The organism is Methylobacterium sp. 37f (assembly GCF_023093475.1).
Taxonomy (GTDB): domain Bacteria; phylum Pseudomonadota; class Alphaproteobacteria; order Rhizobiales; family Beijerinckiaceae; genus Methylobacterium.
In genome coordinates this window covers 84,399-111,077 of sequence record NZ_JAGHKN010000010.1, presented here as the reverse complement: position 1 = coordinate 111,077, position 26,679 = coordinate 84,399, and the positions used below count along the sequence as shown (strand labels likewise).

Sequence of the window (26,679 nt, the reverse complement as noted above, 5' to 3'; positions counted from 1 at the left end):
GGGTGGAGTCTTCGGACCTGTAAGCGTTCGCGGATCGGTTTCGCCCTCCAGCCTTCATCCCTCACAGTCGCGCTGTCCAGCGGCCGCGCTGGCAACCGCTGGAGGTGTGGGGCAGCGGGTCGGCTCACAGCAGCCCGTATCCGCGGCAGAGCGGGACGGCCATCCTCGGCTGGGTCATCTCCGCTGGGTCATACTTGGCTTGACCATGCTCCGCCGGGCCTGCCGGCGGTTCAGTCTTCGTCGGCGCGGCGCTGGCGGCGCAGATCCTCCCAATGGGCCAGGCGGTCGCCGTAGCGCTGCTCCATGCCCCGGTCGGTGGGCGCGTAGAAGTGCTGGCGCCCGAGCTTCTCGGGCCAGTAATCCTGGCCCGAGAACGCGTCCGGCTCGTCGTGGTCGTAGCGGTAGCCCTCGCCGTAGCCGATCTTGCGCATCAGCTTGGTCGATCCGTTGAGGATGGTGCGAGGCGGCGGCAGGGAGCCATGCTCCTTGGCTACCCGGGTGGCGGCCTTGTAGGCGTTGTAGACCGCGTTCGATTTCGGCGCGCAGGCGAGATAGACCGTGACCTGGGCCAGAGCCAGCTCGCCCTCGGGGGAGCCCAGGAAATCGAAGGCGTCCTTCGCCGCGGTGGCCACCACCAGGGCCTGCGGGTCGGCGAGCCCGATATCCTCCACCGCCATGCGCACAAGGCGACGGGCGATGAACAGGCGGTCCTCGCCCCCGTCGAGCATCCGGCAGAGATAATACAAGGCCGCGTCGGGGTCTGAGCCCCGCACGGTCTTATGCAGGGCGCTGATGAGGTTGTAGTGCCCCTCCTGGGACTTGTCGTAGATCGGCGCCCGCCGCTGAATGATCGCCTGCAACTGCTCCGCGTCGAAGACCTCCTCCGGTTTCGCCGAGCGCCAGACCTCCTCGGCCAGGGTCAGGGCCGCGCGGCCATCCCCGTCGGCCATGCGGACGAGCACGCCGCGCGCCTCCTCGTCCAGGGGGAGCGGCTGCCCCGTCAGAGCTTCCGCGCGGATCAGCAGCTTGGCGATGGCGGCATCGTCCAGGGCCCGGAACAGCAGCACGCGGGCACGGGAGAGCAGCGCGGCGTTCAGCTCGAAGGATGGGTTCTCGGTGGTGGCGCCCACCAGCGTCACCGTGCCGTCCTCCATGACGGGCAGGAAGGCGTCGAGCTGCGCCCGGTTGAACCGGTGGATTTCATCCACGAAGAGCAGCGTGCCCCGTCCCATGGCCCGGCGCCCGCGCGCCGCGTCGAAGACTTTCCGAAGTTCGGCGATGCCGGAGAAGATCGCCGAGATCTGTTCGAAATGCAGGTCGGTCTCGTGCGCGAGCAGGCGCGCCACGGTGGTCTTACCGGTGCCGGGCGGCCCCCAGAACACCAGCGAGCCGAACGACCGGGCGTTGAGGAGACGGGTCAGCGCCCCGTCCTGACCTGTCAGGTGCTCCTGGCCCACCACCTCGGCCAGGGTTTTCGGCCGCAGGGCATCGGCGAGGGGGCGGGGCGCGGCATGGGCGAGGCCGGCGGAGGCGAAGAGGTCGGACATGGGCGCATGAAGACGCGGGAGCCCGCCGCCCGCAACCGGGAAAATCATCCCCCCGGCAATCACCGCCCCCTGCCCCCCGGGACGCCGGGCGTCAGCCCCCGAACATGGACGTCATCACCTCGCCGCCGCGGTTGATCGAGACCTCCCACATGTTGAGGCTGTTGCGGGTGACCCGCTCCAGGTCCTTCGTGGTGGCGATCGGCAAGCCGTTGATGGCGACGATCATGTCCCCCTTCTGCAGGCCGGCGCGGGCCGCGATCGAACCCTCATCGACGCCGGCGACCGCCACGCCCTCGGACGGGAAATCCACCTGGAGCTCTTCCGCCACGGCCGGCGAGGTGTTCACCAGGGTGGCGCCGAGGAAGGGCGACCGGGTCCGCACCTTCAGGATGTCGCGCGGCCGGGTCTCCGGCGCCGGTCCGAGCTTGACCGCGATCGTCGAACGCCCGGTCCCGCGCAGGATGCCGAACTTGGTCTGGCCGGTGAGGCCCTTCAGGGCGAAGCGGTAGCCGAAGGCCTCCGGGTCGTCGACGACCTTGCCGTCCACGGTCAGGATGAGGTCGCCGCGCTTCAGGCCGGCCTCTTCGGCCGGGCTCTTCGGCTGCAGGCTCGCCACAAGGACGCCCGTCGGATGGTCGAGGCCCATGCTCTCGGCGATGTCGGGCGTCACGCTCTGCACGCGCGCGCCGAGCCAGGGGCGGCGCACGGCGGTGGCGCCGCCCTTGGCGGTCTCGACCACGGCCCGGACCATGCTCGCCGGGATCGCGAAGCCGATGCCGTGGCTGCCGCCCGATTGCGAGTAGATCGCGGTGTTGATGCCGACGAGCTGTCCCTGGAGATCGACCAGGGCCCCGCCGGAATTGCCCGGATTGATGGCGGCGTCGGTCTGAATGAAGAACTGATAGTCCGAGGAGCCGACCTGCGTGCGCGCCAGGGCCGAGACGATACCCTGCGTCACGGTCTGGCCGACACCGAACGGATTGCCGATCGCCATGACGAAATCGCCGACCTCGAGGGCTTCGGAATCGCCGAAGGCCATGGGGATCAGGCCGCCGGTCGGGTTCTTGATCTTGACCACGGCGAGGTCGGTGCGCGGATCGCGCAGCACGATGGTGGCCTCGAACTCGCGCCGGTCGGCGAGCGAGACCCGCACCTCGTTCATGTTCTCGATGACATGATTGTTGGTGATGACGAGGCCGGACTCGTCGACGATCACGCCGGATCCGAGCGACTTCTGGGCGCGCTCCCCGGGGGCTCCGCCGCGACCACGGCCGCCGTTCTCGCCGAAGAACCGGCGCATGAACTCGTCCATGGCGCTGCGGCTCTGGCCGCGCGTCTCCACGTGCGAGGCGTAGACATTCACCACCGAGGGCGCGGCCCGTTTGACCACGGGCGCGAAGGAGAGCTGCACCTGCCCCTTGGCGAGGGGCGCCACCTTGTCGGGAAGCGCTCTGTCCGGGGACGCCTTCTCGGCAGGCCCCTCCGGCGTCTTCATCATCTGCGCCGAGGCCGGCGCGGCGGCGAGCGTCGCGGTCAGCAGCGGGACGAGCAGAAGGGACGAACGCGGCATGGACAACTCCCGGGGACCTGGCGTCGCAGCCATGCCCCGGTCTGGGACGTGGCCGCGACGGATGCCGGGATATCTAGACGGGTCGGGCCGTCGGCGCGAGGGGCGCCGCGTCCGGGGACTTTCAGCGCCGCACGATCGCGGCGGTGAGACGGCTGGTCCGCCGGGCGAGTGCCGCGAAGCAGCTCAGCGAGGCATCGGCCGCCCGCTGCATCTCGGAGACCTGCAGGCGGATCGCATCCGCCGGAGTCGCAGCGCCCGAGAGCGCCTTCAGATGCGCCATGGCGGCCACGCTCTCCCCGCGCAGATAGGCGAGAACCGTGGTGTTCACCTCGCCCACCTCACCCATCAGCTCCGTCAATCGGGGCGGCGTGAGCGCTCCGGTCGTCGCTGGCGGGCTCGCCACGGCGGGGATCGGGGCCAGTGCGGGAAGGGTCGACGGTGCGTCGGCCGCCTCGGGAAGGGTCTGCCTCACGGTCTCGACCGTTTCGGTCGCCACCGCGATCGTCTCACGGGCGATCCGGGCTGGCTCGGGCGCCTCCTCCGGGACCACCGTGAGATCGTCCGAGAGAGGCGCGGCCTCGGCCCCGTCGCCGGGGGATTGCGCGGATGTCGGCTCGGGCGCAGGCTCAAACTCGGGTGCGTTCCGGCCCGATCCGCCCTCGCCCGCGTGGCTCGCCACCAGGGCCTCGGCCGAGACACCTTCCAGCAACGTTTCGTGAACCGACCCTGTGCCGGGCGACCGATGGTTGGTGTTGGCCGCAGCGGCCTCCGCCCCCTGGGAGACCGGTACGAGGCGGGGCTCACCGTCACCGCCGGTCACGGCCTCCACCGGGTCGGCGTCCTCGACGTTCCTCGGTCCGTCCTCCCGGATCTCGGAGGTGTCGGGGGAAGCCCCGGCCTTGTCTTGCCCGGGACTCTGATCTTTACCCGGACCCTGATCTTTGCCCTGACCCTGATTCTTGCCGTGCCCCTGGGGTGGCATCCTGCGCCGTCTCGACATGTCGCTGTCTCCTTGCCGCTCCGGGTCGATGATGAACCCGAAACGGGCCGATGTCGCGCAGGCGCGTCGCGCAGAAGCCACGCGCCGATGCCTGAGTTCGGGGCCGGATCGTCCCTCAGGTCGAGGGACGCAACGTGTTCTGGGCGAGGGCGCCGAAGTCCTTGGCCTGCACCTGCAGGGTGGCGATCTGGCTGCGCAGGAATTCGCCTTGCAGCGCGAAGGCTTCGCGGAGGTCACGGGTGCGGACCAGCTTCTGGGCGAAGTCGAACGTCGCGGCCGCGTTTTCCTGAACCTGGTCGAGACCCTTGACGACGACGGTCTGCATCGATTCCTGCACCGACTTCGACGTGGTCTGCATCTGCTCTGCGGTCTTGAGGGCGGTGCCGATGACATTGCCGACGGCGACCCGGGCCTGGTCGACGCTCTTCTCGGCGAGCGCGCGCATCTCGGTGGGGATCTCGAAGGTTTGACCGTTCATTGCGATACTCTCCAGGGTGCACCGAGTCGTTCGGTGCACTGCGAGAGATTTATGTTGCGCCGCACCATGCAGGTCAATGGGTCCACGGCTGACAGGTGAAAAATTTTGCCGCTTTGCTGATCCGGAGTCACGAGGCCCGGATCGCGCTGCGAAGACTTGGGACAGCGGTGCCCGGCACGGCAAGGATGCGTTCGTAGACACCGATCAGCGCGTCGGCATGCTTGGTCAGGGTCATGGGGCGCGACCAGTAGCCGGCATGCGCCGCCGCACCGAGGCGGGCGGTTCGGGTATCGTCGCGGAACAGCGCGGCGGCCCGCGCCAGGGTGTCCGGATCGGGCGAGACGGAACACCCGTTCACCCCGTCGATGACGGCATCGGAGGCTCCGGAGCGATCGGAGGCGAGAACCGGAATGCCGTGGGCGAGAGCTTCGTAGACCGTGAGAGGGCCGGTCTCGAACCAGCGCGACGGCGCCGCGATGGTGCGGGCCCGCCGGCGCAACAGGGTCCAGACCGCTTCGGGAGCCTGCCAGCCGACGAGTTCGACGCCCGGCCGCGCGCGCAGTTCGTCCTCCAGGGGACCGGCCCCGATGAACAGGGCGGGCAGGCCGGCCGCCTTCGCGGCCTCCGCCACGAGGTCGGCGCCCTTCTCCCGCGTCAGGCGACCGACATACGCGATGGCATCGCCCCGCGCCGGATCGGCCGGCGGCTGGCGCTCAACCCGGACCGGGTTGTCGACCCGGTAATGGGTGACGTCCAACTCCTGAAGGAGGCCGCCCAGGCGCGCCACGCTCGCATCGCAGACATGGATGACAGCGAGCCGTCGGCGTTTCAGGGTCGCGCGCTGAGCCATCGAGCGACCCACCCGCACGAGCTTGTGCAGGCGGGTGCGGCCGTCACAGGGTGCTGCGATACAGGGGGCCGAAAGCGGTTTCAGGGTACAGGGCTCGGCCCGATCGAAGCGGTAATACACCCCGTTCGGACAGGCGAGGAAGTAGTCGTGCGCCGTCACCGCTACCGGTAGGTTGCGCGCGAACAGGATCGGAAACACGCTCGGCGACAGGCTGCGGGTCCATTGATGGAGATGGATCAGGTCCGGCCGCACCGGCAGGGCATCGAGGGCCGCCCCCAGGCGCGTGGCCGCCCCGGCGTCCCACAGGCCGCTGAATGCGGCCCTGTGCGCCGGTCGCGCCCAGATGTCCGTATTGCCGAGGGTGATGCGGCGGATGCGGGCATGGTCGAGGAGCGGATCCATCGGGCCATCGATGGCCTGGATGTAGGTGACGTCGATGCCGGCCTCGGCGAGGCCGCGCGCGGATTCGACCGCGACCTTTTCGGCGCCCCCGCTCGCCACCGCGAACTCGGCCAACACGACGATCTGCATGGCCCTGCCCCAGGTGACGGGTGACGCCCAAGGTGAGGGGCGGGACCCAAGAATGTCGGGAGACTTCCGTCGTTCTCCGCACCCGGATCAGCGATTTACCGGAGATCAACGCACGTTCGGTAAAGATCGGACGAACTGTCGTCGTTGGCCGGGACTGTCCACCATGCATGTCGTCCTCGTCGTCGACCACGCCTACATCAATGGCGGGCAGGCCAAGGTCGCGCTGGATGCGGGCCTGGGGTTACGCGCCCGCGGACACCGCGTCACGGTGTTCGCGGCGGTCGGTCCCGCAGACCCGCGCCTGGAGGCCGCGGGCATCCGCGTCGTCTGTCTCGGCCAGGACGATGTGGGCACGACGACGAACAAGTTCGCCTTCGCCGCCCAGGCCATCTGGAATCGCCCGGCGGCCCGGCGCCTCGCCGCCGAACTGCAGGGGCTCGATCCGCACGACACGGTGGTCCACGTCCACGCCTTCGCCAAGGCCCTCTCGCCCTCGATCGGGCGCAGCCTCGCGGCCTCCGGGCTGGCGCTGCTCTACACCATGCACGAGTTCTTCCTCGTCTGCCCCAATGGCGGCTTCTACGAGTATCCCGCTGCCCGGATCTGCCAGCGCACACCGATGTCCCCGGGCTGCCTGACCACGAATTGCGATGCGCGCAGCTACCCTCGCAAGCTCCTGCGGGTGGTGCGCCACCTCGCCCTCGAGCATCTGGCTGGCATGAAGGCCCTGTTCCCCCATATCGTGACCATCAGTGCCCTGCAGGAGCGGGTGATCGCCCCCCACCTGCCCCCCGCGACCCGCTTCCACCGGGTCGACAATCCCATTGCGGTCGCACAGGCGCCGCTCCGCACCGGCCCACCCGGCGCGTGTCTGTTCGTCGGCCGCATCTCCACCGAGAAGGGCGCTCCGATCTTTGCCGAGGCGGCGCGCCGCGCCGGCATCCGCCCGGTCTTCGTCGGCGACGGTCCGGCGCGCGCCGAACTCGAGGCGCGCTATCCCGAGGCGGTGATGCTCGGCTGGCGCGACGAGGCCGGTGTCCAGGCCCTGATGCGGCAGGCCCGCGCCCTGGTCTTTCCGAGCGTCTGGTACGAGGGCCAGCCGTTGACGGTGTACGAAGCGCTCGCCTGCGGTGCGCCCGTGGTCGTCAGCGACGCCTGTGCCGGGCGGGAAGCGGTGGAGGACGGCGAGACCGGCTTCTGGTTCCGGTCCGGCGATCCCGATTCCCTCGCCGCCCACCTCGTCCGTCTCTCCGACGACAGCCTCGCGGAGCGCATGAGCCGCGCCGCCTACGAGCGCTACTGGGCGGCTCCCCTGACGCCGGATGCTCATCTCGATCGCCTGGGCCAAGTCTACGATTTCGTCCTGCGCGAATGGCGGACGGCCGACCTGCGCGGCCGGCGCGTCGCGACGCGTCCGCAGGTCCCGGCGGCACTCTGAGGGAGCCGGGCGGAACCACGGCCGCGCCATCGTGGAAACCGGAGGCGCGCCCGGCGTTGTCCCGGCTCATCGTCGAGGAAGGTGCTGGCGAGGTCGCCGGCCGCCAAGCCGAGGGAGTGCCGTGCATGGCCGATCATCAGAAGACCCCCGAGACCGACATCATCTCCACCACCGGCAAGCCGGCCCCGAAGGGGTCCGACGGGACTCGTCCCGCGAGCCAGACGGGTGAACGCGACGAGCGTCTTGACGAGGCCCTGGAGGAGACGTTTCCGTCGAGCGATCCCGTGTCGGTGAAGATCACGAAGTAGCCCTTCGCACGGCTTCCCGCTCGCTTCGGCTTCCGAAGCGGGAAACGCAGAACGCCGGGGCGACGATCGCCCCGGCGTTCTGCGTTTCTGGACGGAGACCCGGTTCGGCCCCCGACCACGACGGAGAGGGCGCTCCGCCGGATCGGGTGAGGTCGGTGCCGCTCTCGGCTCAGGCGGTTTCGAGCAGGCGGCGGGCGATGACCTGAGCCTGGATCTCGGCGGCACCTTCGAAGATCGAGAGGATGCGTGCGTCGCAGAGCACGCGGCTGACCGCGTATTCCAGCGCGAAACCGTTGCCGCCATGGATCTGCAGGGCGTTGTCGGCCGCAGCCCAGGCGACACGGGCGCCGAGCAGCTTGGCCATGCCGGCTTCGAGATCGCAGCGCTTGCCCTCGTCCTTCTCACGGGCCGAGAAGTAGGTCAGCTGGCGGGCGATGTTGATCTCCACCGCCATCATGGCGATCTTGTCGGCCACACGCGGGAAGTTGATCAGCGCCTTGCCGAACTGCACCCGATCCTCGGCGTAGCGCAGGCCGAGATCGAGGGCGTTCTGCGCCACGCCGATGGCGCGGGCCGCGGTCTGGATGCGGGCCGACTCGAAGGTCTGCATGAGCTGGGCAAAGCCCTTGCCCTCGACCTCACCGAGCAGGTTGCCCGCCGGTACTTCGAAATTGTCGAAGGCGAGCTCGTATTCCTTCATGCCGCGGTAGCCGAGCACGTGAATTTCGCCACCGGACAGGCCGGCGACCGGGAAGGGCTCGGCATCGGTGCCGCGCGGCTTCTCGGCGATGAGCAGCGACAGGCCGCGGTGGCCCTTCTCCTCGGGCTTGGTGCGCACGAGGCAGGTCATGATATCGGCGCGCACCGGATGCGTGATCCAGGTCTTGTTGCCCGAGATCTTCCAGACGTCGCCGTCCCGGACGGCCTTGGTGCGCAGCGAAGCGAGATCGGAGCCGGTGTTCGGCTCGGTGAACACGGCGGTGGGAAGCGTGTCGCCCGAGGCGATGCCGGGCAGGAAGCGGTGTTTCTGCTCCTCGGTGCCGCCACAGAGGATGAGTTCCGCCGCGATCTCCGAGCGGGTACCAAGCGAGCCGACACCGATATAGGCGCGGGACAGCTCCTCGGAGACCACGCACATCGAGATCTTCGGCAGGCCCATGCCGCCGTATTCCTCGGGGATGGTCAGGCCGAAGACGCCGAGTTCGGCCATCTTGGTGACGATCTCCATCGGGATGTAGGCGTTCTGGCTGTGCCACTCATGCGCGTGCGGCACGACTTCGGCGAGGCCGAACCGGCGCATCTCGGAGCGGATCGCCTCCATGTCCTCGTCGAGGCCGGACTTGCCGATGGTGGCCGCACCGCCGTTGTCGCGGATGCGGGCGACGAGCGCGGCGCGGTTCTCAGGGGTGTTGCCCTCGGCGATGAGAGCCTCGACCGCCTCGGTGCGGAACTTGGCCACCTCACGGGCCGCGAGGCCCAGGGAGCCGGTGGGACGCACCATCTCGCCCTGGCTCATGGGAATGCCGGAGAACAGCTGGTCGAGGTATTCGCCGAGGCCGATCCGCACGAGCAGGCTCTCGGTCTCGCCGAATTCACCCGCCTCGGTCAGGCGCTGCGCGTAGGCGCCAAGCTCGCGCACGCCCTCGGCATAGGTGGCGATCCAGGCGAGCCCGTGGGTCGCGTGCTGCTCGGTCTCCATCTTCTCGGCCGAGATCTTACCCTCGTCGGACAGGATGGTGGTGCGCACCCGGCGGGTCGCCTCGGCCACCAGGCCCTTGGCCGATTCGGCCGCCTCGCGGGCCAGGGTCAGGAGATCCTGCGGTTCGGTCGAAACGACGGGGGAAGCTGACATGGCACACTCGCTGGAAAAGAGATCACGCTTTGCTGTTCATTATAGGCAGGTTTGACGAGCCTGTAGAGGCGTCTCGCCGCAGCGCGGCACTATCCCTCGTGAATTCATAATCCGCGCGGGCGAAAAACCCTGATTTCTCTTGGCAAATGGCCCAATGCTGAATTTTATTGAGATGTTTCTCAAAGAAAAAGTCACGCAGGTCCGTCGCCGAATCAGCCTCGACTGGCGATCGCGACGCCGAGGGCGGCGATGGCCATGCCCCCCATCTGGATCGGCACCAGGGCCTCGCCGAACAGAACGTAGGCCATCACGGCCGAGACCGGCGGCACCAGAAACAGGAGCGAGGCGACGCCCGCCACGGCCCCGCGCCGAATCAGAACCAGCAGCAGCAGGATACCGCCCACCGAGTTCACGACGATCGACCAGGCGAGCCCGAACCAGAGCGGCGTCGATCCATCGAAACCGCCGGTTCCGAACAGGAGTGCCGCCGGCACGGCAAGGATCGCGGCGCCCAGGAACTGAAGCGCGGCATTGCTGAGGAGGTCGCCCCCGGTGCCGTGGCGCTTCTGCCAGAGCGTCCCGCCCGTCATCGCCACCATGGCCAACAGGCATGCGGCGAGTGCCGGGACCGGGATGCCGGCGGGATCGGAGGCGCCGATCTTCGGGGCCAGCACCAGGAGCGCTCCCGAAAACCCGGTGGCGATCCCGAGCCAGCGCCGCCCGCTCACCGGCTCACCGAGAAGGCGACCGGCCAGCATCGCCGTCAACAGGGGCTGGAGGCTGCCCACGAGAGCGGCGATGCCCGCCGGCAGCCCATGCTGGACCGACCAGAACACGCCGATGACGTAGATCCCCTGCATCAGGATGCCGGCGAGGGCGGCATGAAACCAACCGGCCCGGTCGCGCGGCCAGCGTGCCCGCAGGGCGAGGGCCAGGCCCACGAGGACGAGGGCGACGCCCACCACCCGGATCGCCACGAAGGTGAAGGCCTCGGCATGCGGCGCCACGAAGCGGGCCGCGACGAAGCCCGTCGCCCAGATCAGAACGAACAGGGCCGGGATCAGGGACGAAGTGAATGGTGCCATGGCAAGGCCGCAGGCATCACAGTGCCCCCGGGATTTCAAGCCGGTTCCGCGCGGGGTCGGCCGGCGGCCCGTTGCGCAATCGGGTCCCGTTGCGTTTAGAAGACAGCCCGCCGCTTGGCGCCCCATCCTGATCGCTCAAGGACGAACCCCCGCCCCGTGAGTCGCATCCGCAAGCCTTTCGAGATCGCGAACGTCGCCGCGCAACGCTTCGTCGCCCATGACGGCTGGGCCATCGCCAGCCATATCGCGCTCTCGACTCTCACCGCCCTGTTTCCGTTCCTGATTCTGCTCGGCGCCCTGGCCGGCCTGTTCGGCACGAAGTCCCTCGCCGATGGGGCGAGCGACCTCATCTTCGATGCGTGGCCGCGCGCCGTCGCCAATCCCATCGCGGGCGAGGTGCACCGGGTGCTCACCGAGCAGCGCGGCGGGGTGCTGACCCTCGGCGCCCTGCTGGCACTGTACTTTTCGTCCTCGGGGGTCGAGAGCCTGCGGGTCGGGCTCAACCGCGCCTACGGCCTGCGCGAGGTCCGCCCGTGGTGGCTTACCCGCCTGGAATCGATCGGCTACGTCGTGTGCGGCGCCTTCGCCATGCTGGCCTTCGCGCTCCTCGTCGTGCTGGGCCCGCTGATCTGGCGCAAGGTGATCAACGTGGCGCCGGGACTGGAGCCCTTGAGCCTGACGGTGGCGATCGGCCGTATCGGCATCACCGCCTTCCTGCTCCTCACCGTGCTGGTGATCGCCCACAAGTTCGTGGCCGCGGGGCGCCGCTCGGTGCTGGCCGTGGTGCCGGGCATCGCCGTCACGCTGTTGCTCTGGTTCCTCGCCGGCCTCGGCTTCGGCTATTATCTCGACCGCTTCTCCAACGCCTACGCCTCCACCTACGGGGGGCTCGCCACCGCGATGGTGTTCCTCGTCTTCCTGTACTGGCTCGCCGCGATGTTCCTGTTCGGCGGCGAGATCAATGGCACCGTCATTGCAGCGCGGCGGGTGCGGCTCCAGGCGCGGATGCAGGAGAAGCAGGCCCGGGCCAGAGGGCTCTGACTCGGCTGCTTCATCTGCGCGCAGGGCGTGCGATGACATCCGCCTGTGACCTCGGCGGCCTAGTGTCCCCGACCGGGCGCGGGCAGTGAGGGCTGAGCGGCGCGGCGGCGAGCCCGGGGGAGTTTCGATGCGGATCAGGTTCGGTTGCGAGATGGGCTATGATTTCCCACAGCCGACCCCCGTCATCGCCCGCCTGAATTCTTATCCGATCAAGGGCCTGGCGGCGGTGCCGCCGGACGTGCTCACCCTCGATCCGCCCCTTCCGGTGCGCACCTTCCGCGACGTCTTCGGCAACCGCACGGTGCGCTTCGTGGCTCCGGCCGGCGCCGTAACCCTGAGCGTTCACGCCGAGATCGACGACGACGGCGCCCTCGACCCGGTGGTTGCCGACGCGGCCGAGCATGCGGTCGAGGATCTGCCGGAGGAGGCTTTGCCCTTCCTGGTGGCGAGCCGATACTGCGAATCCGATCTGCTCTCCGACGAGGCCTGGAACCTGTTCGGCCATCTCGAGCCCGGCTGGTCGCGGGTTCAGGCGATCTGCGACTACGTCCACGGCCACATCACCTTCGGCTACGGCTACGCCCATGTCGACCGTACCGCCGCCGATGCCTTCGCGAGTCAGCGCGGCGTGTGCCGCGATTACGCACACCTGTTCGTGGCCTTCTGCCGGGCGCTCAACATCCCGACCCGCTACTGCACCGGCTATCTCAGCTTCATCGGCGAGCCCGAACCGCATGGGCCCGGCGACTTCGCCGCCTGGACCGAGGTGTATCTCGGGGGGGCCTGGCACGTGTTCGACCCGCGCAACAATGCACCCCGCCGCGGTCGCATCCTGGTGGCGCGCGGCCGGGACGCGGCGGACGTTCCGCTGACCCACACATTCGGCTCGAACCGCCTGACGCAGTTCCGGGTCTGGGCCGAGGACGCGCGGACGTCGGTCCCGTCGGACTGATCCCCCGCGCTCTCCGTCCTGACAAACTGGCCTCGGCGCCCCCCTGCGCGGGCTGCGTGTCCGCGCCACCCGACCCCGGCACGAAGACGCCCTCCCCCGAGGGTCGGGAGAAGGCGTCAGTCGGTGGGCCTACGGCGCGCTGGCGTCAAATGCGCCGGGGGTCAGGCTGCCAGCGCCATCCCGTCCGGCTCCTGCGCCGCCATGAACTGTGCCCGGGCGAGATCGGCGAAGCGGCCGTTCTGCGCGACGAGGTCGTCGAAGGTGCCGGATTCTACGATCCGGCCCTCGTGGAAGACGAGGATGCGGTCGGCGTTGCGGATGGTGGCAAGCCGGTGGGCGATGACGAAGGTGGTGCGGCCCTCCATCACGGCCTCCAGGGCGCCCTGGAGCTTGCGCTCGGTGGTTGCATCGAGGGCGGAGGTCGCCTCGTCGAGGATCAGCACCGGCGGGTTCTTGAGCAGGGCGCGGGCGATCGACAGGCGCTGGCGCTCGCCACCGGAGAGCGAGCGGCCGCGCTCGCCGATCACCGTGTCGAGGCCGTCCGCCTGGCGGGCCATGAACTCGGTGGCCTGGGCCCGCTCGAGGGCGTCGAGCATCTCGGCATCGGTGGCGTTCGGCCGGCCGACCTGAAGGTTCTCGCGGATGGAGCGGGCGAACAGCATCGGCTCCTGGAACACCACGCCGATGTTGTGGCGCAGGCTGGACAGGCCGATGTCGCGAATGTCGGTGCCGTCGATGCGGATGGCCCCATGGTCGGGATCGAAGGCGCGGTGCAAGAGGCCGAGGGTGGTCGACTTGCCCGAGCCGGTGGTGCCCACGAGGGCGATGGTCTGGCCGGCCTGCGCGGTGAAGGAGACATCCTCCAGGGCCTTGCGGCGGGCCGTGTAGGAGAAACCGACGCTATCGAAGGCGACCTCGCCGTCGAAGCGCGCGACCTGCTGGGCGCCGGGACGGTCGTGAACGGCCGGGGTGGTGTCGAGGATCTCGAAGAACTCGTCGATCTTGGGCATCTGCTGGAACAGGCCGTTGATGCAGGTGGCGACCTGATCGAGGCGCGAAACCAGCATGGTGGCCAGGCTCATGAAGGCCACGACCTCGCCGACGCTGGCCTGGCCGTGCTGGTGCAGCGCGATGCCGGTGATGAAGATCGCCGTCATGGTCAGGGTCGCGGAGGCGCGGGTGGCGACGTTGGCGAGCGCCCACCAGGACAGGACCGGGATCTGCGCGGCGAGCAGGTTGCGGATGATGTCGTGCATCGCCTCCTTCTCGGCCTTGGCGCGGGTGAAGGACTGGATGACGGCGACGTTGCCCAGGGCGTCCGAGGCGTGCTCGGCGAGGCCCGACTGATAGGCCTCGACCCGGCCCTGCAGGGTCTCGGTGCGGCGCATGACCATCGTGGTCAGGGCGGTGAAGGCGAGCACGAGCACGACCAGGATCGAGCCGAGCTGCCAGTTCACGAACAGGGTCATGGGCAGGAGGACGATCAGCGACACGAAGGCGACGAAGTGGTCGCGGAAGAAGCCGAGCCAGAGCCAGAACATGCCGTTCGAGCCTTCCAGCATCGCCTTCAGGACGCGGCCGGAATGATTGGAGGAATGGAAGGCGAGCGGCAGCTCGAGCACGTGCTCGAAGTAGTTGGCCATGGCGGTGAGGCGGTTGCGGTGAGCCAGCCGGTCCGCATGCAGGGCGATCGTCACGCCGGCCGCGATCGTGAACAGGCCGAAGCCCACCCAGGCGCCGATCAGGGGCGCCAGCGTGGCGAAGGCGTTGGTGCTGCTCTTGAGATGGGTGAGCTGGTCGATGATGCGGCCCATCAGCAGCGGCTCGGCGAAGGCCGCCACTGCGAGAGCCACGTTGGCGCAGGCCAGGACCGCCGCCAGACGGCGGTCGGCACCCAGGAGACCCATGACCCGTGCGTAAAGACGAACCAACGACATGATACCGTGTGCTCCGATCCCTGACCGGGTTGCGCGAACGCATCCCGGCGGAGGCCGCCAAATCCTTGGCGTGGCGTGCCTTATGTCCGGCGCTCCCTGAACAGTGCATGACGCGATCACACGGTGTTCGGCCAGAGACCGCCGGCGTTTTTACGGTTCGTTCAACCTGAATGCGTAACGGTGGGAGCGGCGCCTCGTCGTGCGGTGCCAACGCGGCATGCGGGCAGCCGCTCAGGCTCGAGTGATCATGGATCTCGCAACCGGTATCGGCCTCGTCGGCGGCTTCGCCGTCGTCTTCATCCTGATCATGATCGACGGCGGCAATTTCGCCGCCTATTTCGACAAGCACGCGGTCATCGTGATCTTCGGCGGCGCCACTGCCGCCACGATGATGCGGTTCCCGTTCTCCACCATGATGCACGGGCTGCCGATGGGCCTGCGCTACGCATTTTCGATGCGCGCCATCAAGCCGCGCGACCTCATCGAGGAGATCACCAAGATCGCCGACGTGGTGCGCAAGTCCGGCCCGATGGCCCTGGAAAACATGGAGATCTCCGACCCCTTCCTGGCCCAGGGTGCGCGCTACATCGCTGACGGCTACGACCGCGAGTTCATCCGCGACACGATGGAGCGCGACCGCGACAACTTCCTCATGCACCTCGACGAGGGCTCGAAGATCTACCGGGCCTTCGGCGACTGCGCCCCGGCCTGGGGCATGATCGGGACGATTCTCGGCATGGTGACGATGTTCGCAAACATGTCGGACCCCTCGAAGCTCGGCCCCGCCATGGCGACCGCGCTGCTCGCCACCCTCTACGGCGCACTGATCGCCAACATGATCACCCTGCCGCTGGCCGACAAGCTGCATGTGAAGCTGGAGGAGGAGGACGTCTCCCGCTCGCTGATCATCGACGGCATCCTGCTCATCCGCGATGCCAAGAGCGCCTCCCTGGTGCGCGAGATGCTGATCGCCTATCTGCCGCACAACCACCGTGACGAACTCGTGGCCGAGCCGGCCTGATGGCGCGGGTTCGCATCGGGCGCAGTATCACGCATGACTAAGAACAAGCGCGGTACCGCTCATGGCTAAGAAGAAGCGCGGCGGCGCGCATGGCGGCCACGGCTGGTTCGTGACCTTCGCCGACCTGATGGCGCTGCTCATGAGCTTCTTCGTCATGATCGCGGCCTATTCGACGCAGGATCAGAAGAAGATGCAGGCGGTGGCCGGCTCCATGCGCGATGCCTTCGGCGTCAACAAGGAATCGCGCTTCGCCGGCATTATCGAGAAGGACGGTCTGGCCCATGCCGACAAGGTGAAGTTCCGGCGCGACATCCCGCCGGAGCTCGCCTCCGATCACACCACGCCGCCGGCCGTGGACGGCAACGTCGACGAGGGCATGCCGGACAAGGGCTATCCCGACGGCGCGGGGCTGGCGGCCGCGAGCCTGCGCCAGGCGCTTCAGGACATGCCGGAGGTGGCCGAGCTGTCGAAGAACATCATCGTGGCGCCCTCCCAGCGCGGGGTCGACCTGTCCATCGTCGACCAGGACGGAGCCTCGATGTTTCCCGATGGATCGAGCCGACCGAACGCCCGCACCCGCCGCCTGCTCGAGCGCATCGCCGTCACCCTGCGCAAGATGCCGAACCGGATCGCCATCACGGGCTACACCGCCACCGACCGGCCCGGAACGCGCCCCCCCGCCCCGCCCTGGGAACTCTCGGCCAACCGGGCGATCAGCGTGCGCGAGATCCTGGCGGGCAGCGGCGTACCCGACGACCGCTTCGCCTCCGTCGCCGGCAAGGCGGACACCGAGCCGATGTTTCCGGACAACCCCTACCTGCCCGCCAACCGCCGCGTGACCGTGACGCTGATCAGCGAATCGTCGCCTTCGCCGCGGATGAAGCACTTCCCCTGACGGCGGAGGGCGTTTCCGACCGTCGGTCGGATCGCCCCCGATGTCCCGACACCGCGTCCACCGCGCAGCCTCGTCCTTCCGGCGCCCAACCCCGCGCATGGCGGCTGCCTGCCGGACGATCACCACCTCCCCCGACCGATCAGCCTACGCCGCGGCCCCGCCTCGAGCGGACGATGCTGTCGCGCTTCTTCCTCCTGGGGGCCGAACTTGATAAATGATAGGGAGGCGTAAGACATAGTTATAAAAGATAAGACTAGCTCTTCGACAAGCGGATTTTCTCGCCACAGACGGGAGCAGAAGGCTTTTTGCACCCGCAACGAAGAGACATTCTCAATGTTGTCCCGGCTCATCAACCTCAAGATCGCTGCGAAGATTGGTGCAACCCTTGCAATTGTTCTGGCGGCTTCCACAACCGTCTCGGTTGTATCGCTCCGAAACCTTTCGGCGATTGAGGAGGCCAACCAATGGACACGCCACACCTACCAAGTGCTGGGCGAGATGAGCCGCCTCACCGGCGCGATGGTCGATCAGGAAACGGGGGTGCGCGGCTATCTCGTCTCCGGCGATGACGCCTTCCTGGCCCCTTACAAGGCCGGCCAAGCCGTCTTCGCCACCTCCCTGGGCGCGGTGCGGCAGCTGACCTCGGACAACGCCCGCCAGCAGGAGCGGCTCCGGGCCGTGGAGGGCTTCGCGCGGCAATGGCAAGGGGACGTCGCGGAGAAGGAAATCCGCCTCATGGCCAATCCGGCCACGCAGGATGAGGCGCGCCGCGTCGAGGCTTCGGGAGCCGGCAAGGCCTCGATGGACGCTCTCAGAGTCAAGGCGGCCGAGATCGTGGCCGACGAGGCGTCTTTGCTGGAGACCCGCGGGGCCGCCGCCGCCGCCGCGACCCTGGCGTCCCGGCTTGCGAACTGGATCGGGATCGGCGTCATCCTCCTGGTCTCCGCACTCAGCCTGCTGCTGCTGCATCTCGGGATTGCCCGGCCGATCCGGGCCATGACCGCCATGATGGCGCGTCTCGCGGCCGGGGACCTGTCGCTTGCGGTTCCGGGGGCCGGGCGTCGCGACGAGGTCGGCGCGATGGCGGCGGCGGTCGGCGTGTTCAAGGACAACCTGATCTGGACTGCCGAGCTGGAACGGCAGGCCGAACTGGCGCGGGCCAGCATCGAGGTCCAGCGCCAGACCGCCATGCGCGAGCTGGCCGATGGGTTCGAGCGCGCCGTGGGCGGCATCGTGGGCGCGGTGGCGGCCTCGGCCACCGAGTTGCAGGCGACCGCCCAGGTCATGAGCACGACGGCGACCGAGACCAGCAATCAGTCGACGAATGTCGCCGCCGCGGCCGAGGAAGCCGCCACCAACGTCACCACGGTGGCGTCGGCCGCGGAGGAACTCGGCTCCTCCGTCGCCGAAATCGGCCGGCAGGTCGACGGCTCGGCCCATCTCGCCAATCAGGCCGCCTCCCAGGCGGCCGAGACCACGATCCTGGTCCAGGCCCTGTCGCGGAGTGCCGCCAAGATCGGGGAGGTCGTCGGTCTGATCTCCAGCATCGCCGGGCAGACCAACCTGCTGGCGCTCAACGCCACCATCGAGGCGGCGCGGGCCGGCGAGGCGGGCCGCGGCTTCGCGGTCGTCGCGACCGAGGTCAAGGAATTGGCGAGCCAGACCGCCCGTGCCACGGACGAGATCGCCCGGCAGATCAACGAGATCCAGGATTCCACCGGCCGCGCCGTAGGCGCCATCGAGGGGATCGCCAACCAGGTCCGCGAGATGAGCGTGGTCGCCACCACCATCGCGGCGGCGGTGGAGCAACAGGGGGCTGCCACCCAGGAGATCGTGCGCAACGTCGCCCAGGCCGCCAGCGGCACGGACGTCGTGACCACCAGCATCACGGGCGTGGCCAATGCGGCCGCCGGGACGGGGGCGGCGGCCGAGCAGGTCCTGGGCGCAGCCTCCGAGTTGTCGCGCCAGAGCGAACATCTCGACGGCGAGATCCAGCGCTTCCTCGCCACCGTCCGGGCCGCCTGACAGCCTGCGGCAGCCGACCGGTCAAGGAGCCAGCCTACGTCACGAGGAATCCAAGCTTGTCGGCTTGGGTTCCCCGGTTGGCCGAACCCGTCAGGTGCACCGGCGGGAGGCTCTTGTCGGAGCTCTATTTCGCCAGCAGCAGCGCCCAGTAGACCTTGTATTTCGAGCCCGGCGCGTAGGCTGTGGCGATGCCCATGCGTTGGGCGGTGGGCGACAGCATCGCGGCGTTGTGTGCCGGGCTGTCCCGCCAGCCCGAAAAGGCCTCCGCCAGGGTGTGATAGCCGGCCGACAGGTTGGCCTCAGCCGATTCGAAGCCGAGCCGCTCGACGGCGTTCTTCACAGTCTGCGCCCGGCTCGGCCGATCCGCCATCGCCATGGAGGCGGCCTCCGCCTCCGCCAGTTTCTGCAAGTCCGGATCGAGGCGCAGGGCACCCGCACCGCTGCGGGCCCGATAGGCCGAGATCATGTCGCGGGCCGTCGCCGTGTCGACCTGCGCCGTCTGGGTGGTCATCGGCCAGTACAGGCTCGGAAGGGTCGCGTTCACGGGCTCCGGGGTGGCGCATCCCGTCAGGAGCCCGATCCCACCGGCGGCGAAGCCGATCCCCAATCCCTTCACCGACATCCGCCTCACCACGACCCGATCTCCCTGACGTTCAGCTTCCCGCGCGCCGGCGCGCCGCCTCGGCCGAGCGCATCGGCTCGGCCTCGTCGAGACGGTCCTCCGCGGCCCGAGCCGGACCCGCCTGCTCGCCGGGCCGCTGCGGCGGCGTGAACGTGCTGGCGATCTGGCCCATGGCGGACTGGAAGGAATCCAGCCCCTGGACCGTGACCACGCTGGAGCCCGGGCCGAGAGCCGGGATCATTCCGGCCCCAGACAAGGTCTGGAAGACTGCAAAGTTCAAATCGTTCTGCACTTTCAGGCTGAGGCTGATGTCGACGATCATCGCGATCAGCTCGAATTCCAGGAACGGGTCGCCGATCTTGCGGAACACCACCCGGGGCGGCGGCTCCTTCAGCACGTCCGGCTGGGCCTGCGCGCAGTTCATCAGCAGTTCCGCCGCCCGGACCGGGTCCTGATTGCGCAGGACGCTGACCGTGATGCTGACCCGGCCGGTCCGGTCGCCGCGCACGCGGTTCTTGACGATGCCCGAAATCAGGTTCGAGTTCGGAACGATCACGGCCGACCGGTCGAAGGTCTGGATCTCGGTGGAGCGCACCGAGATGCGCTTCACGATGCCCTCACTGTCACCGATGAGCACCTGATCGCCGACGCGGATCGGTCGCTCCCACAGCAGCAGAAGGCCGGAGACGAAGTTGTTGACGATCGATTGCAGGCCGAAACCGATACCGACAGAGAGCGCGCCGGCCACGATGGTGAGCTTCTCGAGACTCAGGCCGAGATACGAGAAGGCCAGCGCCAGGGTGAGCAGGAAGCCGACATAGCCGGCGATGGTCGAGATCGAGTTGCGCAGGCCCGCGTCGAGGTCGGTGGCCGGCAGGTAGGTCTGTTCGAGCCAGCGCTGGATCGCCCGCGTCAGTGTCATGCCGAGGATCAGCAGGCCGATCGCCAGCGCGATGGTGGAGAGTGAGATGGTGACGTCACCGACCTTGAAGCCGAAGAAGGCGGTCCGCACCGAACTGAAGACGTCGGTCGAGTCGAGACCCCAGGGGGCGAGCGCCAGCAGGGCCGCGATCAGCACGAGGACCACGCGGGCGAAGCCCGAGGCCAGTACGGCGATCTGGTTGATCGAGCGCTTGCGCAGGCCGGTATTGGCCTGGAGCGCCGTGGCGAACTTGGTGTCGTCGCCGAGCGTCCCGCCGATGAAGGTGTCGGCGCTGGAGGTCAGCAGGAACAGGAGGACCAGCAGGCCCGCCGTCCACACCAGCTGGTCGATGACGAAGGCCGCGAAGGCGACGTAGCCGACGAGGGCGGCGATCGCGATCACCACCGCGGCCGCCCAGCCGAGGAGTCGCGCCGGGCCGCCGATGCCGGTGGTGGCTTCGGGAGCCACGTAGGGACCGAAGCAGGCCTCCTCCTGCTCGGCCGAGTCGGCGAAGCGGTGCAGGCCGATGGCGAGGATGAGCGCGGTCGCCAGCGCGCCGATGCCGCGCGTGGCGATCGAGATCGGCAGGGCCGCCGAGAGGCCGGAATTCAGGGCCTCGATCGACTTGACCACCGAGATGACGACGGCGATGCCGACCGCCAGCCGCGTCACCCGCGAGGCGGCCGCATCGCTCATGGTGGCGACGCGCCAGGACGGTTTGCCCGGGGAGAGCAGCCCGTCGGCCAGGGCCTCGACATAGGCCACGAAGGCGAGACCGCCCAGGATGGCGCCGGCCACCGGCAGGAGCCGCAGGGGCAGGAGGTCGGTGGCGTCCAGGGCGTAATAGACCGCGTAGCTGCCGATGATGGCCGGGATGGTTCCGAGCAGAAACACCCGCCAGGCCGCCAGGAGCTTCTTGCGCTGCGACGGGGCGACGGCCTTCGCGTCGCGGCGGCCGAGGCGGGGCGCAATGTTGCGGCGGCCGAAATACAGGGCGATCGAGATGCCGAAGGCGACCCCGAGCAGCAGGAGGTTGCCGATGGTGCCGTTGCGGGCGAACAGCGCCACGGTGTCCTCCACCGCGCTCTGGAGCGCCCGCAGGTCGCGCGGGACATCCGCCGCGATCCGCATCCACAGGTCGGGGCTGACCAGGGCGGTCGAACGCTCGAACAGGCCGCGGGTGAAAGCCGCACGCCGGCGGTTGGAGACCTGGTCGATAATCTGATCGGTCTGCACCAGCAGCGAGCGAGCGAGGCGCTGGGTCTCGTCGATCTCGGCGACGGCGTGCTCGCGCTCCGTCCGCTCGCGCGCCACGTCCTCGCCCTCCTCGCCCTCCTTGGGCTTCGGGCCGAGCTGGGTCAGGCGCTCCCGGGCGGCCTCCAGGCGCGGCGTGGTGATGTCGATGACGTGACGGATCTTGTCGGCGATCCCCTCGATGCCTTCGCGGGCGCGGGTCAGGTCGCCGCTGCCGACGTTGGGCCCGCTCAGGATCTTTTCGCGTTGTTCCAAATCGGCCTTGGCGGCGTCGAGCTCGGCGCGAACGTTCTGGATCTCTTCGGAGACCGCCGGCTTCGGTACGGCCGGTTTCGGCTTGGCCTCCGCTGGCGCCGCCTTCGGGTCCGCCGGCGCGGGCTTGGTCTCCGCAGGCGCCGCAGCGGGGGCGGGCTTGGCCGGGGCCGTCGGCGTGCCCTGCGCGACCGCACCGATGGGAGCCAGCACGAGGGCCCCGAGCCAGGCGGCGATCACCGCTGCCATCCGGATGCCCCAGGGTGTCTGGCCTCTCGGGATACCGCCCATGTCGATCCTTTCGCGCCGCGCCAACGCGCGCTCGTGGCCCGCCGTCACGCGCCGCTTCGCCGAGCCGCTGGCAACCCGCAGGGCTCGAATCGCCCCAGCAGGATCTGTGCGAGTCGGAGAGCGGGGAGCGGCCGTGGCCCGCCCCATCGCCGAGCAATGGGGCGAAAGGCTGACGAAGTGGCGGTTTCCGGGCGGAAACCCGGACCTGCGCGTCCGGGTTGTGGGCGCGACGTCGTGGAAAGCCGGAGTGACCTTCACAAGCGTGTCACGCTGATATTAGACTAAGCCCCGATGGACTTGGCCTTTTCGTTCCCGTGCGAGGAGGTGGCGACGCCCATCCGCGCCGATGAGCGTCGCCACGAACCGGGCGTTCCCGCCCGATGCGACGGCTTTTGGCCAACGTCCGGCAAATCTGCCTTCGGCGTGTCACCGCTCCGGCCCCACCAGCCCCATCGCGGACACCCGGTTCCCCCGCTCTTCCGTCGCGCGCCTCGACGCCTCGGATTGCGGAGATGTCTGATCTTTCACCAACCCGGGACGATGCGTCGGCCGATTCCTGCGCGTTGTCCCCTCGTTGACCCGTCGAGAGGGTAGCGCCGATGCTGGATCTCCAAACGCTCGTCCTGAATGCGGATTACCGGCCGCTCTCCTACAATCCGCTGTCCCTGTGGTCCTGGAAGGACGCCTTCACCGCCCTGTTCCTCGACCGGGTCACCCTGGTCGCGAGCTACGATGTCGAGGCGCGGTCCCCATCGCGGTCCCTGCGGGTTCCCAGCGTGGTCGCTCTGAAGAGCTACGTGACCCTGGCGCGCAGTCCCGCCTTCACGCGCTACAACATCTACCTGCGCGACACCTTCTCCTGTCAGTATTGCGGTTTGCGCCTGCCCTCCGGGGGCCTGACCTTCGACCATGTGGTGCCGCGCTCGCGGGGCGGCCAGTCGAGCTGGGAGAACGTCGTGGCGGCGTGCTCCCCCTGCAACCTGCGAAAGGCCAACCGCACCCCGGCCGAGGCCGACATGCCGCTCCTGCACGAGCCGCACCGGCCGACGCGGCACGAACTTCACCGCCGCCAGCCGGAATTCGACCACCGGGAGTACCACCACACCTGGCTCGATTACCTCTACTGGGACACCGAGCTGGAAAGCTGAGGCGGTCTACGGGGTGGGGAAGCGCGGCGGCGGCTCGTTGTAAAGCGGAAGCGCCAGGGAGCGCGGCGCGCGAAGGACCGGCGCCAGGACCACGGTCCGAAGCGGCGGCGGCGCGACGTAGGTCGGGTCGCGATAGGCGATGTCGGGCGGAAGCAGCGGGCGCCGATAGGCCGGCCCGGGCTCTCCCCCCGCGAGAGCCATTCCGACGCCCGCGGGCATCGCGAGCACGCTGCCGGCGAAGACGCTGCCGGCGAGGACGAGTCGAAGCATGGAGAACATCCCGGCGGGCGCAGGCCAACTGCGGCTGACGATCGAACCGCCAGGATAGGGGCGAATGCTTAACGGTACCCTCAAAATTTCACTGCGGCACCGGCACGCACGGTGTTGATGGCGACGCGGTTGGCGGCACTCTCCTGGAAGTCGTTGAGCATCACGTACTGGTATTCGGCCCGAAGCAGGATGTTGCTGGTGAGAGCAAATTCGAGGCCGGCGCCGAGGACGAATCCGCCCATGGTCTTGGTCTTGGCGTTGCGCACCCGCCTGGTTGCCGGGATACCGGCTTCAGGGTTGTTCGGATCGAAGCCGCCATTCACGTAACCGAAATCCTTCACGGCAACGGCCTTGGCGCCCACCTGGAGGGCTTGATTGGCTTTGTAGGCGGCCGCGTCGTAGCCATGATACTGAATGGCGACCGATTGATCGACATGAACGCGGCCGATCGCCAGACCACCGGTGATGTAGGGCAGGAAGTTTCCGATCGCGTAGCCTCCACGCGCCCGCAGCGTCCCGTAATCCTCGACGCGTGAGGTGGCCGCCCCGTCGAGGGAGACGCTTTCCATGTAGCCATCGGGACTGAGTTTGAAACGAGCGATGCTGTCGCGCGCCGAAGTGGTCCGATCGAAGCGCGTGTAATCGGCCTCGATACCGATCACCGTCTCTTCGAACTGATAGTTGAAACCAATATACGCGCCGTAGCTGGAACCCTCCGTGGTGCCGGTCCGCGAAGGGAGCAGGGTCGAGGCGCCCAAAAGGCTCTCAGCCGACGAATCCCGCAATTCGTTCAAGATCAACGGAGTGTAGACGTTCTTGAAGCCTGCGGAGGCGGACGTATACCCGCCATGCCCGCCGACATAGATGCCGTTCCAGTCGATGAGCTGGATCTCGGGCTCGTAGTCCGACCCGCGCAGCACGCCGTAATCGAGGTCGGCCCCCTGCGCCGGCGCGATGACCCCGAGGGTGAAGCTGGCCAGGAGCGCGAGGGTTGCGGTACGCATCGATGTCGTCCTAACGGCGCAGCCCGATGGGTGAGAGTGCTGTGCCTGTAGCCTGGTTCTACTTGAGTAACCTTAACGCTCCGTTGCGGTTTGCGATTTGATGTAGTGGAGAGCCGTCCCGTGGCGGGACGGGACTCGGGAGGACGCGGCGGTCCGACGCTCCCCCGAACGAGGTGCACCGAGAGCCTGCGGGTCCCCTCCCCTACTCGTAGGGATTCCGGCTCCAGCTCGGGACCGCCAGGCCGGGCAGGCGACCGGAGGCGTCGGCGAAGCGGTAGCGCAAGCCGACCCGGACCTCGTGCGAGGCCAGATCCTTCAGGCGCGAATCGTACCCGAAGGCATCGACGCCGGTCTTCGCCCGGCCGAGATCGACGTAGCGGTAGCTGGTGTCGAGGCTGAGGCCATGGCCGATGTCGTAGGAGACGCCACCGGTGAGGGCCCAGGCGAGGGAGGTGACGGACCGGCTCGGCCGGCGCACCGCGTCGCGCGGGCCTGTGCCCGCATTGTTGTCGCAGAATTCGAGGATGCAGGTGGTCTGAGTGTAGGCCTTGGCGAAACGCTTGTCGGCGAAACCGATGCCGCCGCCGATATAGGGCGTCAGGCCCCACCAGGTGCCGAGATCGGCATAGACGTTGACGAGGCCGGTGAGCACGTCGATCTGGCCCGCCTCGACATTGTAGCCGGTCACGAAATTGGACCCGGACGAATAGGCGCTGTAGCGCGCGGGCATGCGCTGATCGATTGTGGCGTCGACGCGGAGCCAGTTGCTGATCCGGTAGCCAATGCCGCCGCCGTAACCCGGCACGGTCTCGAGGTTCATGCGCGTCAGGGGAACGATCGGGCTGCCGTCGGCCGGTCGCGGCGTTGCATCGCGCGGCCGGGCATAGTCGCTGACGGTGGCGTCCACGCGCAGATACCAACCCTCGCCAATCGCTACCGGTGCGATCGGCGGCGGCGGCGGCAGAAGATCGGCGGCCCGTACGGTCGTGGCCCAGCCGGATGCGGAGAGTGCGAGGGCGAGTGCCGTCGCGGTGCGGAATCGGTGTGCGGCCATAACGCCCTCGAACTCACGGTACGCGTGGCAGACCGGGCGCCGGAGACGCGGTGCGGATTGCCGTTCTGGCGATCCTGCACGGGAAGCGTTAGAGAGGACTTAACCCTAACCCTCTGCTGCGAAAAGGTTTTCGTCACCTGAGGATTTCACCCCCATGCGACACAGCAGAACGGCCACGCGAGCGGTCTCCCGCTGTCGTGGCCGTTTTGGATCGGTGCTTGTTGGACGTTCAGCGGTCGCGACGACGAGGGCGGCTTGGCGGCCCCCGACCGTCGTTTCCGGATCAGTACTTGCGGATCAGCGGGGCGGGCTCGGGCTGGTACTCGACGACCGCCGGGGCGACGACGCCTCCGAGCAGCCAGCGCATGCCGATCCGGACGTCGTGGGAGGTGATGTCCTTGATCTTGTAGACGGCGCCGCCGCAGCCCGGATCATTGATGCAGGTCACCGGGTTGGAGCCGACATGGCCGAGGTTCATGTAGCGATAGCCGAGTTCCAGCTTCACGTTCGGGGTGACGCTGTAGCCGAGGCCCGCCATGGCGGCCCACGCGAAGGTGTTGGTGTTCTTGTCCTTGGCGTAGCCGTAGCCACCCGAGGCGGCGCCGAAGCCGGAATCGTTGAATCCGCTCAGGCGGTGAAAGGCTGTACCGACGCCGCCGCCGACGAAGGGCGTGACCCCGTACCAGGTGCCGAGATCGATGTAGCCGTTGGCCATCACCACCACCGACGACAGGTTGGCGTTGTAGGCGTTCACGCCTTTGCACGGATAGGCGTTGTCGCCGCCGCAGACGGAGTCGTAGCTGTCCTGGAAGCGGAACTTGCTGCCGCCCCGATATTCGGCCGTGATGTCGCCGTGGAAGTAGCTGCCGAACTGGTAACCGACGCCGCCGCCGGCGAAGTAGCTGTCCTCGACCGACTTCTGATCGTAGCGGTAGCCTGAAGGCAGGCCCTCGCCATGCACCGTCGTCGAGATGGCACCGACATTGGTCGCGCCGACTCCGACATCGCCACGCAGGTACCAGCCGCCGCCGATCTCGACCGGCGGGGGCAGCGGCTCGGGCGGCAGCGGGGGCAGCAGATCCGCCGCTTGGGCGAGGCAGGGCGCTGCCACGCTCACAATGAGCGTGATCGAGCGCGCCAAGGCAGACAGCTTGGTGCGGCGCATCGGATGTCCTTCAATCGACCGTGTGCCGGAAGCTCAAGACGCCGGCGGGATGACGAGGACACCATGGTGGGGAAGTGTTAAATCGGATTTAACGTTAAATCTTATCCTTGCCGAAGCGTTGACACCGGTTTGGTTGTATTTCGACGGGCACTTGCGAGCATCGTCCA

At 68.4% G+C, this 26,679-nt stretch carries 22 protein-coding genes; 8 read left to right on the top strand and 14 right to left on the bottom strand.

All coding sequences use genetic code 11. The annotated features are described in order from the left end of the window. Positions 1–230: 230 nt before the first annotated feature. The 5 genes from J7U37_RS09315 to J7U37_RS09295 all read right to left on the bottom strand — a co-directional run bounded on the left by J7U37_RS09315 (position 231) and on the right by J7U37_RS09295 (position 5,976). Entirely contained in the window at positions 231–1,547 is a 1,317-nt protein-coding gene (locus tag J7U37_RS09315) for a replication-associated recombination protein A (RefSeq protein WP_247635533.1), read from the bottom strand. 91 nt (positions 1,548–1,638) lie between these two features. Beyond that, a complete protein-coding gene (locus J7U37_RS09310; protein WP_247635532.1) occupies positions 1,639–3,117 on the bottom strand; it encodes a Do family serine endopeptidase in 1,479 nt (492 codons plus the stop codon). A gap of 121 nt (positions 3,118–3,238) precedes the next feature. After that, entirely contained in the window at positions 3,239–4,117 is an 879-nt protein-coding gene (locus tag J7U37_RS09305; RefSeq protein ID WP_247635531.1) for a hypothetical protein, read from the bottom strand. A 115-nt stretch (positions 4,118–4,232) separates the two neighbouring features. Beyond that, positions 4,233–4,595: a phasin gene (locus J7U37_RS09300; RefSeq protein ID WP_247635530.1), complete on the bottom strand. Its 363-nt coding sequence runs from the start codon at positions 4,593–4,595 to the stop codon at positions 4,233–4,235. A gap of 127 nt (positions 4,596–4,722) precedes the next feature. Further along, positions 4,723–5,976: a glycosyltransferase gene (locus tag J7U37_RS09295; RefSeq protein ID WP_247635529.1), complete on the bottom strand. Its 1,254-nt coding sequence runs from the start codon at positions 5,974–5,976 to the stop codon at positions 4,723–4,725. Positions 5,977–6,139: 163 nt separating this feature from the next. Here J7U37_RS09295 and J7U37_RS09290 point away from each other — a divergent pair, with 163 nt between their 5' ends. Both J7U37_RS09290 and J7U37_RS09285 read left to right on the top strand, forming a co-directional pair. Beyond that, positions 6,140–7,414, top strand: coding sequence for a glycosyltransferase family 4 protein (locus J7U37_RS09290; RefSeq protein ID WP_247635528.1), 1,275 nt, complete (start codon positions 6,140–6,142; stop codon positions 7,412–7,414). A 125-nt stretch (positions 7,415–7,539) separates the two neighbouring features. Next, positions 7,540–7,722 (top strand): hypothetical protein, encoded by a 183-nt coding sequence (locus J7U37_RS09285; protein ID WP_056184342.1) that lies wholly within the window; start codon positions 7,540–7,542, stop codon positions 7,720–7,722. 169 nt (positions 7,723–7,891) lie between these two features. Here J7U37_RS09285 and J7U37_RS09280 read toward each other — a convergent pair whose 3' ends face one another. Beyond that, on the bottom strand, positions 7,892–9,574 hold the full coding sequence (locus tag J7U37_RS09280; RefSeq protein ID WP_247635527.1) for an acyl-CoA dehydrogenase family protein: 1,683 nt from the start codon (positions 9,572–9,574) through the stop codon (positions 7,892–7,894). 212 nt (positions 9,575–9,786) lie between these two features. Next, the gene (locus J7U37_RS09275; protein ID WP_056184028.1) at positions 9,787–10,659 is read right to left on the bottom strand and encodes a DMT family transporter; all 873 of its coding nucleotides are present in this window, start codon (positions 10,657–10,659) and stop codon (positions 9,787–9,789) included. A 156-nt stretch (positions 10,660–10,815) separates the two neighbouring features. Between J7U37_RS09275 and J7U37_RS09270 the strand changes: the two genes are divergently transcribed. Next, the gene (locus tag J7U37_RS09270) at positions 10,816–11,700 is read left to right on the top strand and encodes a YihY/virulence factor BrkB family protein (RefSeq protein WP_056184030.1); all 885 of its coding nucleotides are present in this window, start codon (positions 10,816–10,818) and stop codon (positions 11,698–11,700) included. 127 nt (positions 11,701–11,827) lie between these two features. After that, positions 11,828–12,652 (top strand): transglutaminase family protein, encoded by an 825-nt coding sequence (locus J7U37_RS09265; protein WP_056482290.1) that lies wholly within the window; start codon positions 11,828–11,830, stop codon positions 12,650–12,652. Between the two features lie 161 nt (positions 12,653–12,813). Here J7U37_RS09265 and J7U37_RS09260 read toward each other — a convergent pair whose 3' ends face one another. Beyond that, on the bottom strand, positions 12,814–14,589 hold the full coding sequence (locus J7U37_RS09260; RefSeq protein WP_056184033.1) for a glucan ABC transporter ATP-binding protein/ permease: 1,776 nt from the start codon (positions 14,587–14,589) through the stop codon (positions 12,814–12,816). 247 nt (positions 14,590–14,836) lie between these two features. Between J7U37_RS09260 and J7U37_RS09255 the strand changes: the two genes are divergently transcribed. The 3 genes from J7U37_RS09255 to J7U37_RS09245 all read left to right on the top strand — a co-directional run bounded on the left by J7U37_RS09255 (position 14,837) and on the right by J7U37_RS09245 (position 18,530). Continuing rightward, a complete protein-coding gene (locus tag J7U37_RS09255; RefSeq protein ID WP_056184035.1) occupies positions 14,837–15,610 on the top strand; it encodes a MotA/TolQ/ExbB proton channel family protein in 774 nt (257 codons plus the stop codon). A gap of 61 nt (positions 15,611–15,671) precedes the next feature. Further along, the gene (locus J7U37_RS09250) at positions 15,672–16,505 is read left to right on the top strand and encodes a flagellar motor protein MotB (protein ID WP_247635526.1); all 834 of its coding nucleotides are present in this window, start codon (positions 15,672–15,674) and stop codon (positions 16,503–16,505) included. Positions 16,506–16,838: 333 nt separating this feature from the next. Next, a complete protein-coding gene (locus tag J7U37_RS09245) occupies positions 16,839–18,530 on the top strand; it encodes a CHASE3 domain-containing protein (protein ID WP_247635525.1) in 1,692 nt (563 codons plus the stop codon). Between the two features lie 124 nt (positions 18,531–18,654). Here the strand turns inward: J7U37_RS09245 and J7U37_RS09240 are convergent, their stop codons facing one another. Continuing rightward, positions 18,655–19,152 carry a CAP domain-containing protein gene (locus J7U37_RS09240; protein ID WP_056482284.1) on the bottom strand — a complete coding sequence of 166 codons (498 nt, stop codon included), beginning with the start codon at positions 19,150–19,152 and terminating at the stop codon, positions 18,655–18,657. A 31-nt stretch (positions 19,153–19,183) separates the two neighbouring features. Next, positions 19,184–21,829 (bottom strand): DUF3772 domain-containing protein, encoded by a 2,646-nt coding sequence (locus tag J7U37_RS09235; RefSeq protein ID WP_247635553.1) that lies wholly within the window; start codon positions 21,827–21,829, stop codon positions 19,184–19,186. Positions 21,830–22,470: 641 nt separating this feature from the next. On the opposite strand from J7U37_RS09235, the gene J7U37_RS09230 reads away from it, so the two are divergent. Further along, complete coding sequence (locus tag J7U37_RS09230) at positions 22,471–23,019, top strand: HNH endonuclease (RefSeq protein WP_056184046.1); 549 nt, start codon at positions 22,471–22,473, stop codon at positions 23,017–23,019. A 6-nt stretch (positions 23,020–23,025) separates the two neighbouring features. Here J7U37_RS09230 and J7U37_RS09225 read toward each other — a convergent pair whose 3' ends face one another. The 4 genes from J7U37_RS09225 to J7U37_RS09210 all read right to left on the bottom strand — a co-directional run bounded on the left by J7U37_RS09225 (position 23,026) and on the right by J7U37_RS09210 (position 26,512). Beyond that, positions 23,026–23,289 (bottom strand): hypothetical protein, encoded by a 264-nt coding sequence (locus tag J7U37_RS09225; RefSeq protein ID WP_247635524.1) that lies wholly within the window; start codon positions 23,287–23,289, stop codon positions 23,026–23,028. 80 nt (positions 23,290–23,369) lie between these two features. After that, the gene (locus J7U37_RS09220) at positions 23,370–24,293 is read right to left on the bottom strand and encodes an outer membrane beta-barrel protein (protein WP_247635523.1); all 924 of its coding nucleotides are present in this window, start codon (positions 24,291–24,293) and stop codon (positions 23,370–23,372) included. A gap of 202 nt (positions 24,294–24,495) precedes the next feature. After that, complete coding sequence (locus J7U37_RS09215; protein ID WP_247635522.1) at positions 24,496–25,347, bottom strand: outer membrane beta-barrel protein; 852 nt, start codon at positions 25,345–25,347, stop codon at positions 24,496–24,498. Positions 25,348–25,630: 283 nt separating this feature from the next. Beyond that, on the bottom strand, positions 25,631–26,512 hold the full coding sequence (locus J7U37_RS09210; RefSeq protein ID WP_056184054.1) for an outer membrane beta-barrel protein: 882 nt from the start codon (positions 26,510–26,512) through the stop codon (positions 25,631–25,633). Positions 26,513–26,679: the final 167 nt, after the last annotated feature.

Bases quoted from the DNA above. Each gene is read 5' to 3' on its own strand.
- J7U37_RS09235 (WP_247635553.1), bottom strand. From the start codon at position 21,829: ATGGCAGCGGTGATCGCCGCCTGGCTCGGGGCCCTCGTGCTGGCTCCC.
- J7U37_RS09245 (WP_247635525.1), top strand. From the start codon at position 16,839: ATGTTGTCCCGGCTCATCAACCTCAAGATCGCTGCGAAGATTGGTGCA.
- J7U37_RS09280 (WP_247635527.1), bottom strand. From the start codon at position 9,574: ATGTCAGCTTCCCCCGTCGTTTCGACCGAACCGCAGGATCTCCTGACC.
- J7U37_RS09300 (WP_247635530.1), bottom strand. From the start codon at position 4,595: ATGAACGGTCAAACCTTCGAGATCCCCACCGAGATGCGCGCGCTCGCC.
- J7U37_RS09250 (WP_247635526.1), top strand. From the start codon at position 15,672: ATGGCTAAGAAGAAGCGCGGCGGCGCGCATGGCGGCCACGGCTGGTTC.
- J7U37_RS09260 (WP_056184033.1), bottom strand. From the start codon at position 14,589: ATGTCGTTGGTTCGTCTTTACGCACGGGTCATGGGTCTCCTGGGTGCC.
- J7U37_RS09210 (WP_056184054.1), bottom strand. From the start codon at position 26,512: ATGCGCCGCACCAAGCTGTCTGCCTTGGCGCGCTCGATCACGCTCATT.
- J7U37_RS09315 (WP_247635533.1), bottom strand. From the start codon at position 1,547: ATGTCCGACCTCTTCGCCTCCGCCGGCCTCGCCCATGCCGCGCCCCGC.
- J7U37_RS09230 (WP_056184046.1), top strand. From the start codon at position 22,471: ATGCTGGATCTCCAAACGCTCGTCCTGAATGCGGATTACCGGCCGCTC.
- J7U37_RS09285 (WP_056184342.1), top strand. From the start codon at position 7,540: ATGGCCGATCATCAGAAGACCCCCGAGACCGACATCATCTCCACCACC.
- J7U37_RS09220 (WP_247635523.1), bottom strand. From the start codon at position 24,293: ATGCGTACCGCAACCCTCGCGCTCCTGGCCAGCTTCACCCTCGGGGTC.
- J7U37_RS09225 (WP_247635524.1), bottom strand. From the start codon at position 23,289: ATGCTTCGACTCGTCCTCGCCGGCAGCGTCTTCGCCGGCAGCGTGCTC.
- J7U37_RS09305 (WP_247635531.1), bottom strand. From the start codon at position 4,117: ATGTCGAGACGGCGCAGGATGCCACCCCAGGGGCACGGCAAGAATCAG.
- J7U37_RS09275 (WP_056184028.1), bottom strand. From the start codon at position 10,659: ATGGCACCATTCACTTCGTCCCTGATCCCGGCCCTGTTCGTTCTGATC.
- J7U37_RS09310 (WP_247635532.1), bottom strand. From the start codon at position 3,117: ATGCCGCGTTCGTCCCTTCTGCTCGTCCCGCTGCTGACCGCGACGCTC.
- J7U37_RS09265 (WP_056482290.1), top strand. From the start codon at position 11,828: ATGCGGATCAGGTTCGGTTGCGAGATGGGCTATGATTTCCCACAGCCG.
- J7U37_RS09295 (WP_247635529.1), bottom strand. From the start codon at position 5,976: ATGCAGATCGTCGTGTTGGCCGAGTTCGCGGTGGCGAGCGGGGGCGCC.
- J7U37_RS09215 (WP_247635522.1), bottom strand. From the start codon at position 25,347: ATGGCCGCACACCGATTCCGCACCGCGACGGCACTCGCCCTCGCACTC.
- J7U37_RS09240 (WP_056482284.1), bottom strand. From the start codon at position 19,152: ATGTCGGTGAAGGGATTGGGGATCGGCTTCGCCGCCGGTGGGATCGGG.
- J7U37_RS09255 (WP_056184035.1), top strand. From the start codon at position 14,837: ATGGATCTCGCAACCGGTATCGGCCTCGTCGGCGGCTTCGCCGTCGTC.
- J7U37_RS09290 (WP_247635528.1), top strand. From the start codon at position 6,140: ATGCATGTCGTCCTCGTCGTCGACCACGCCTACATCAATGGCGGGCAG.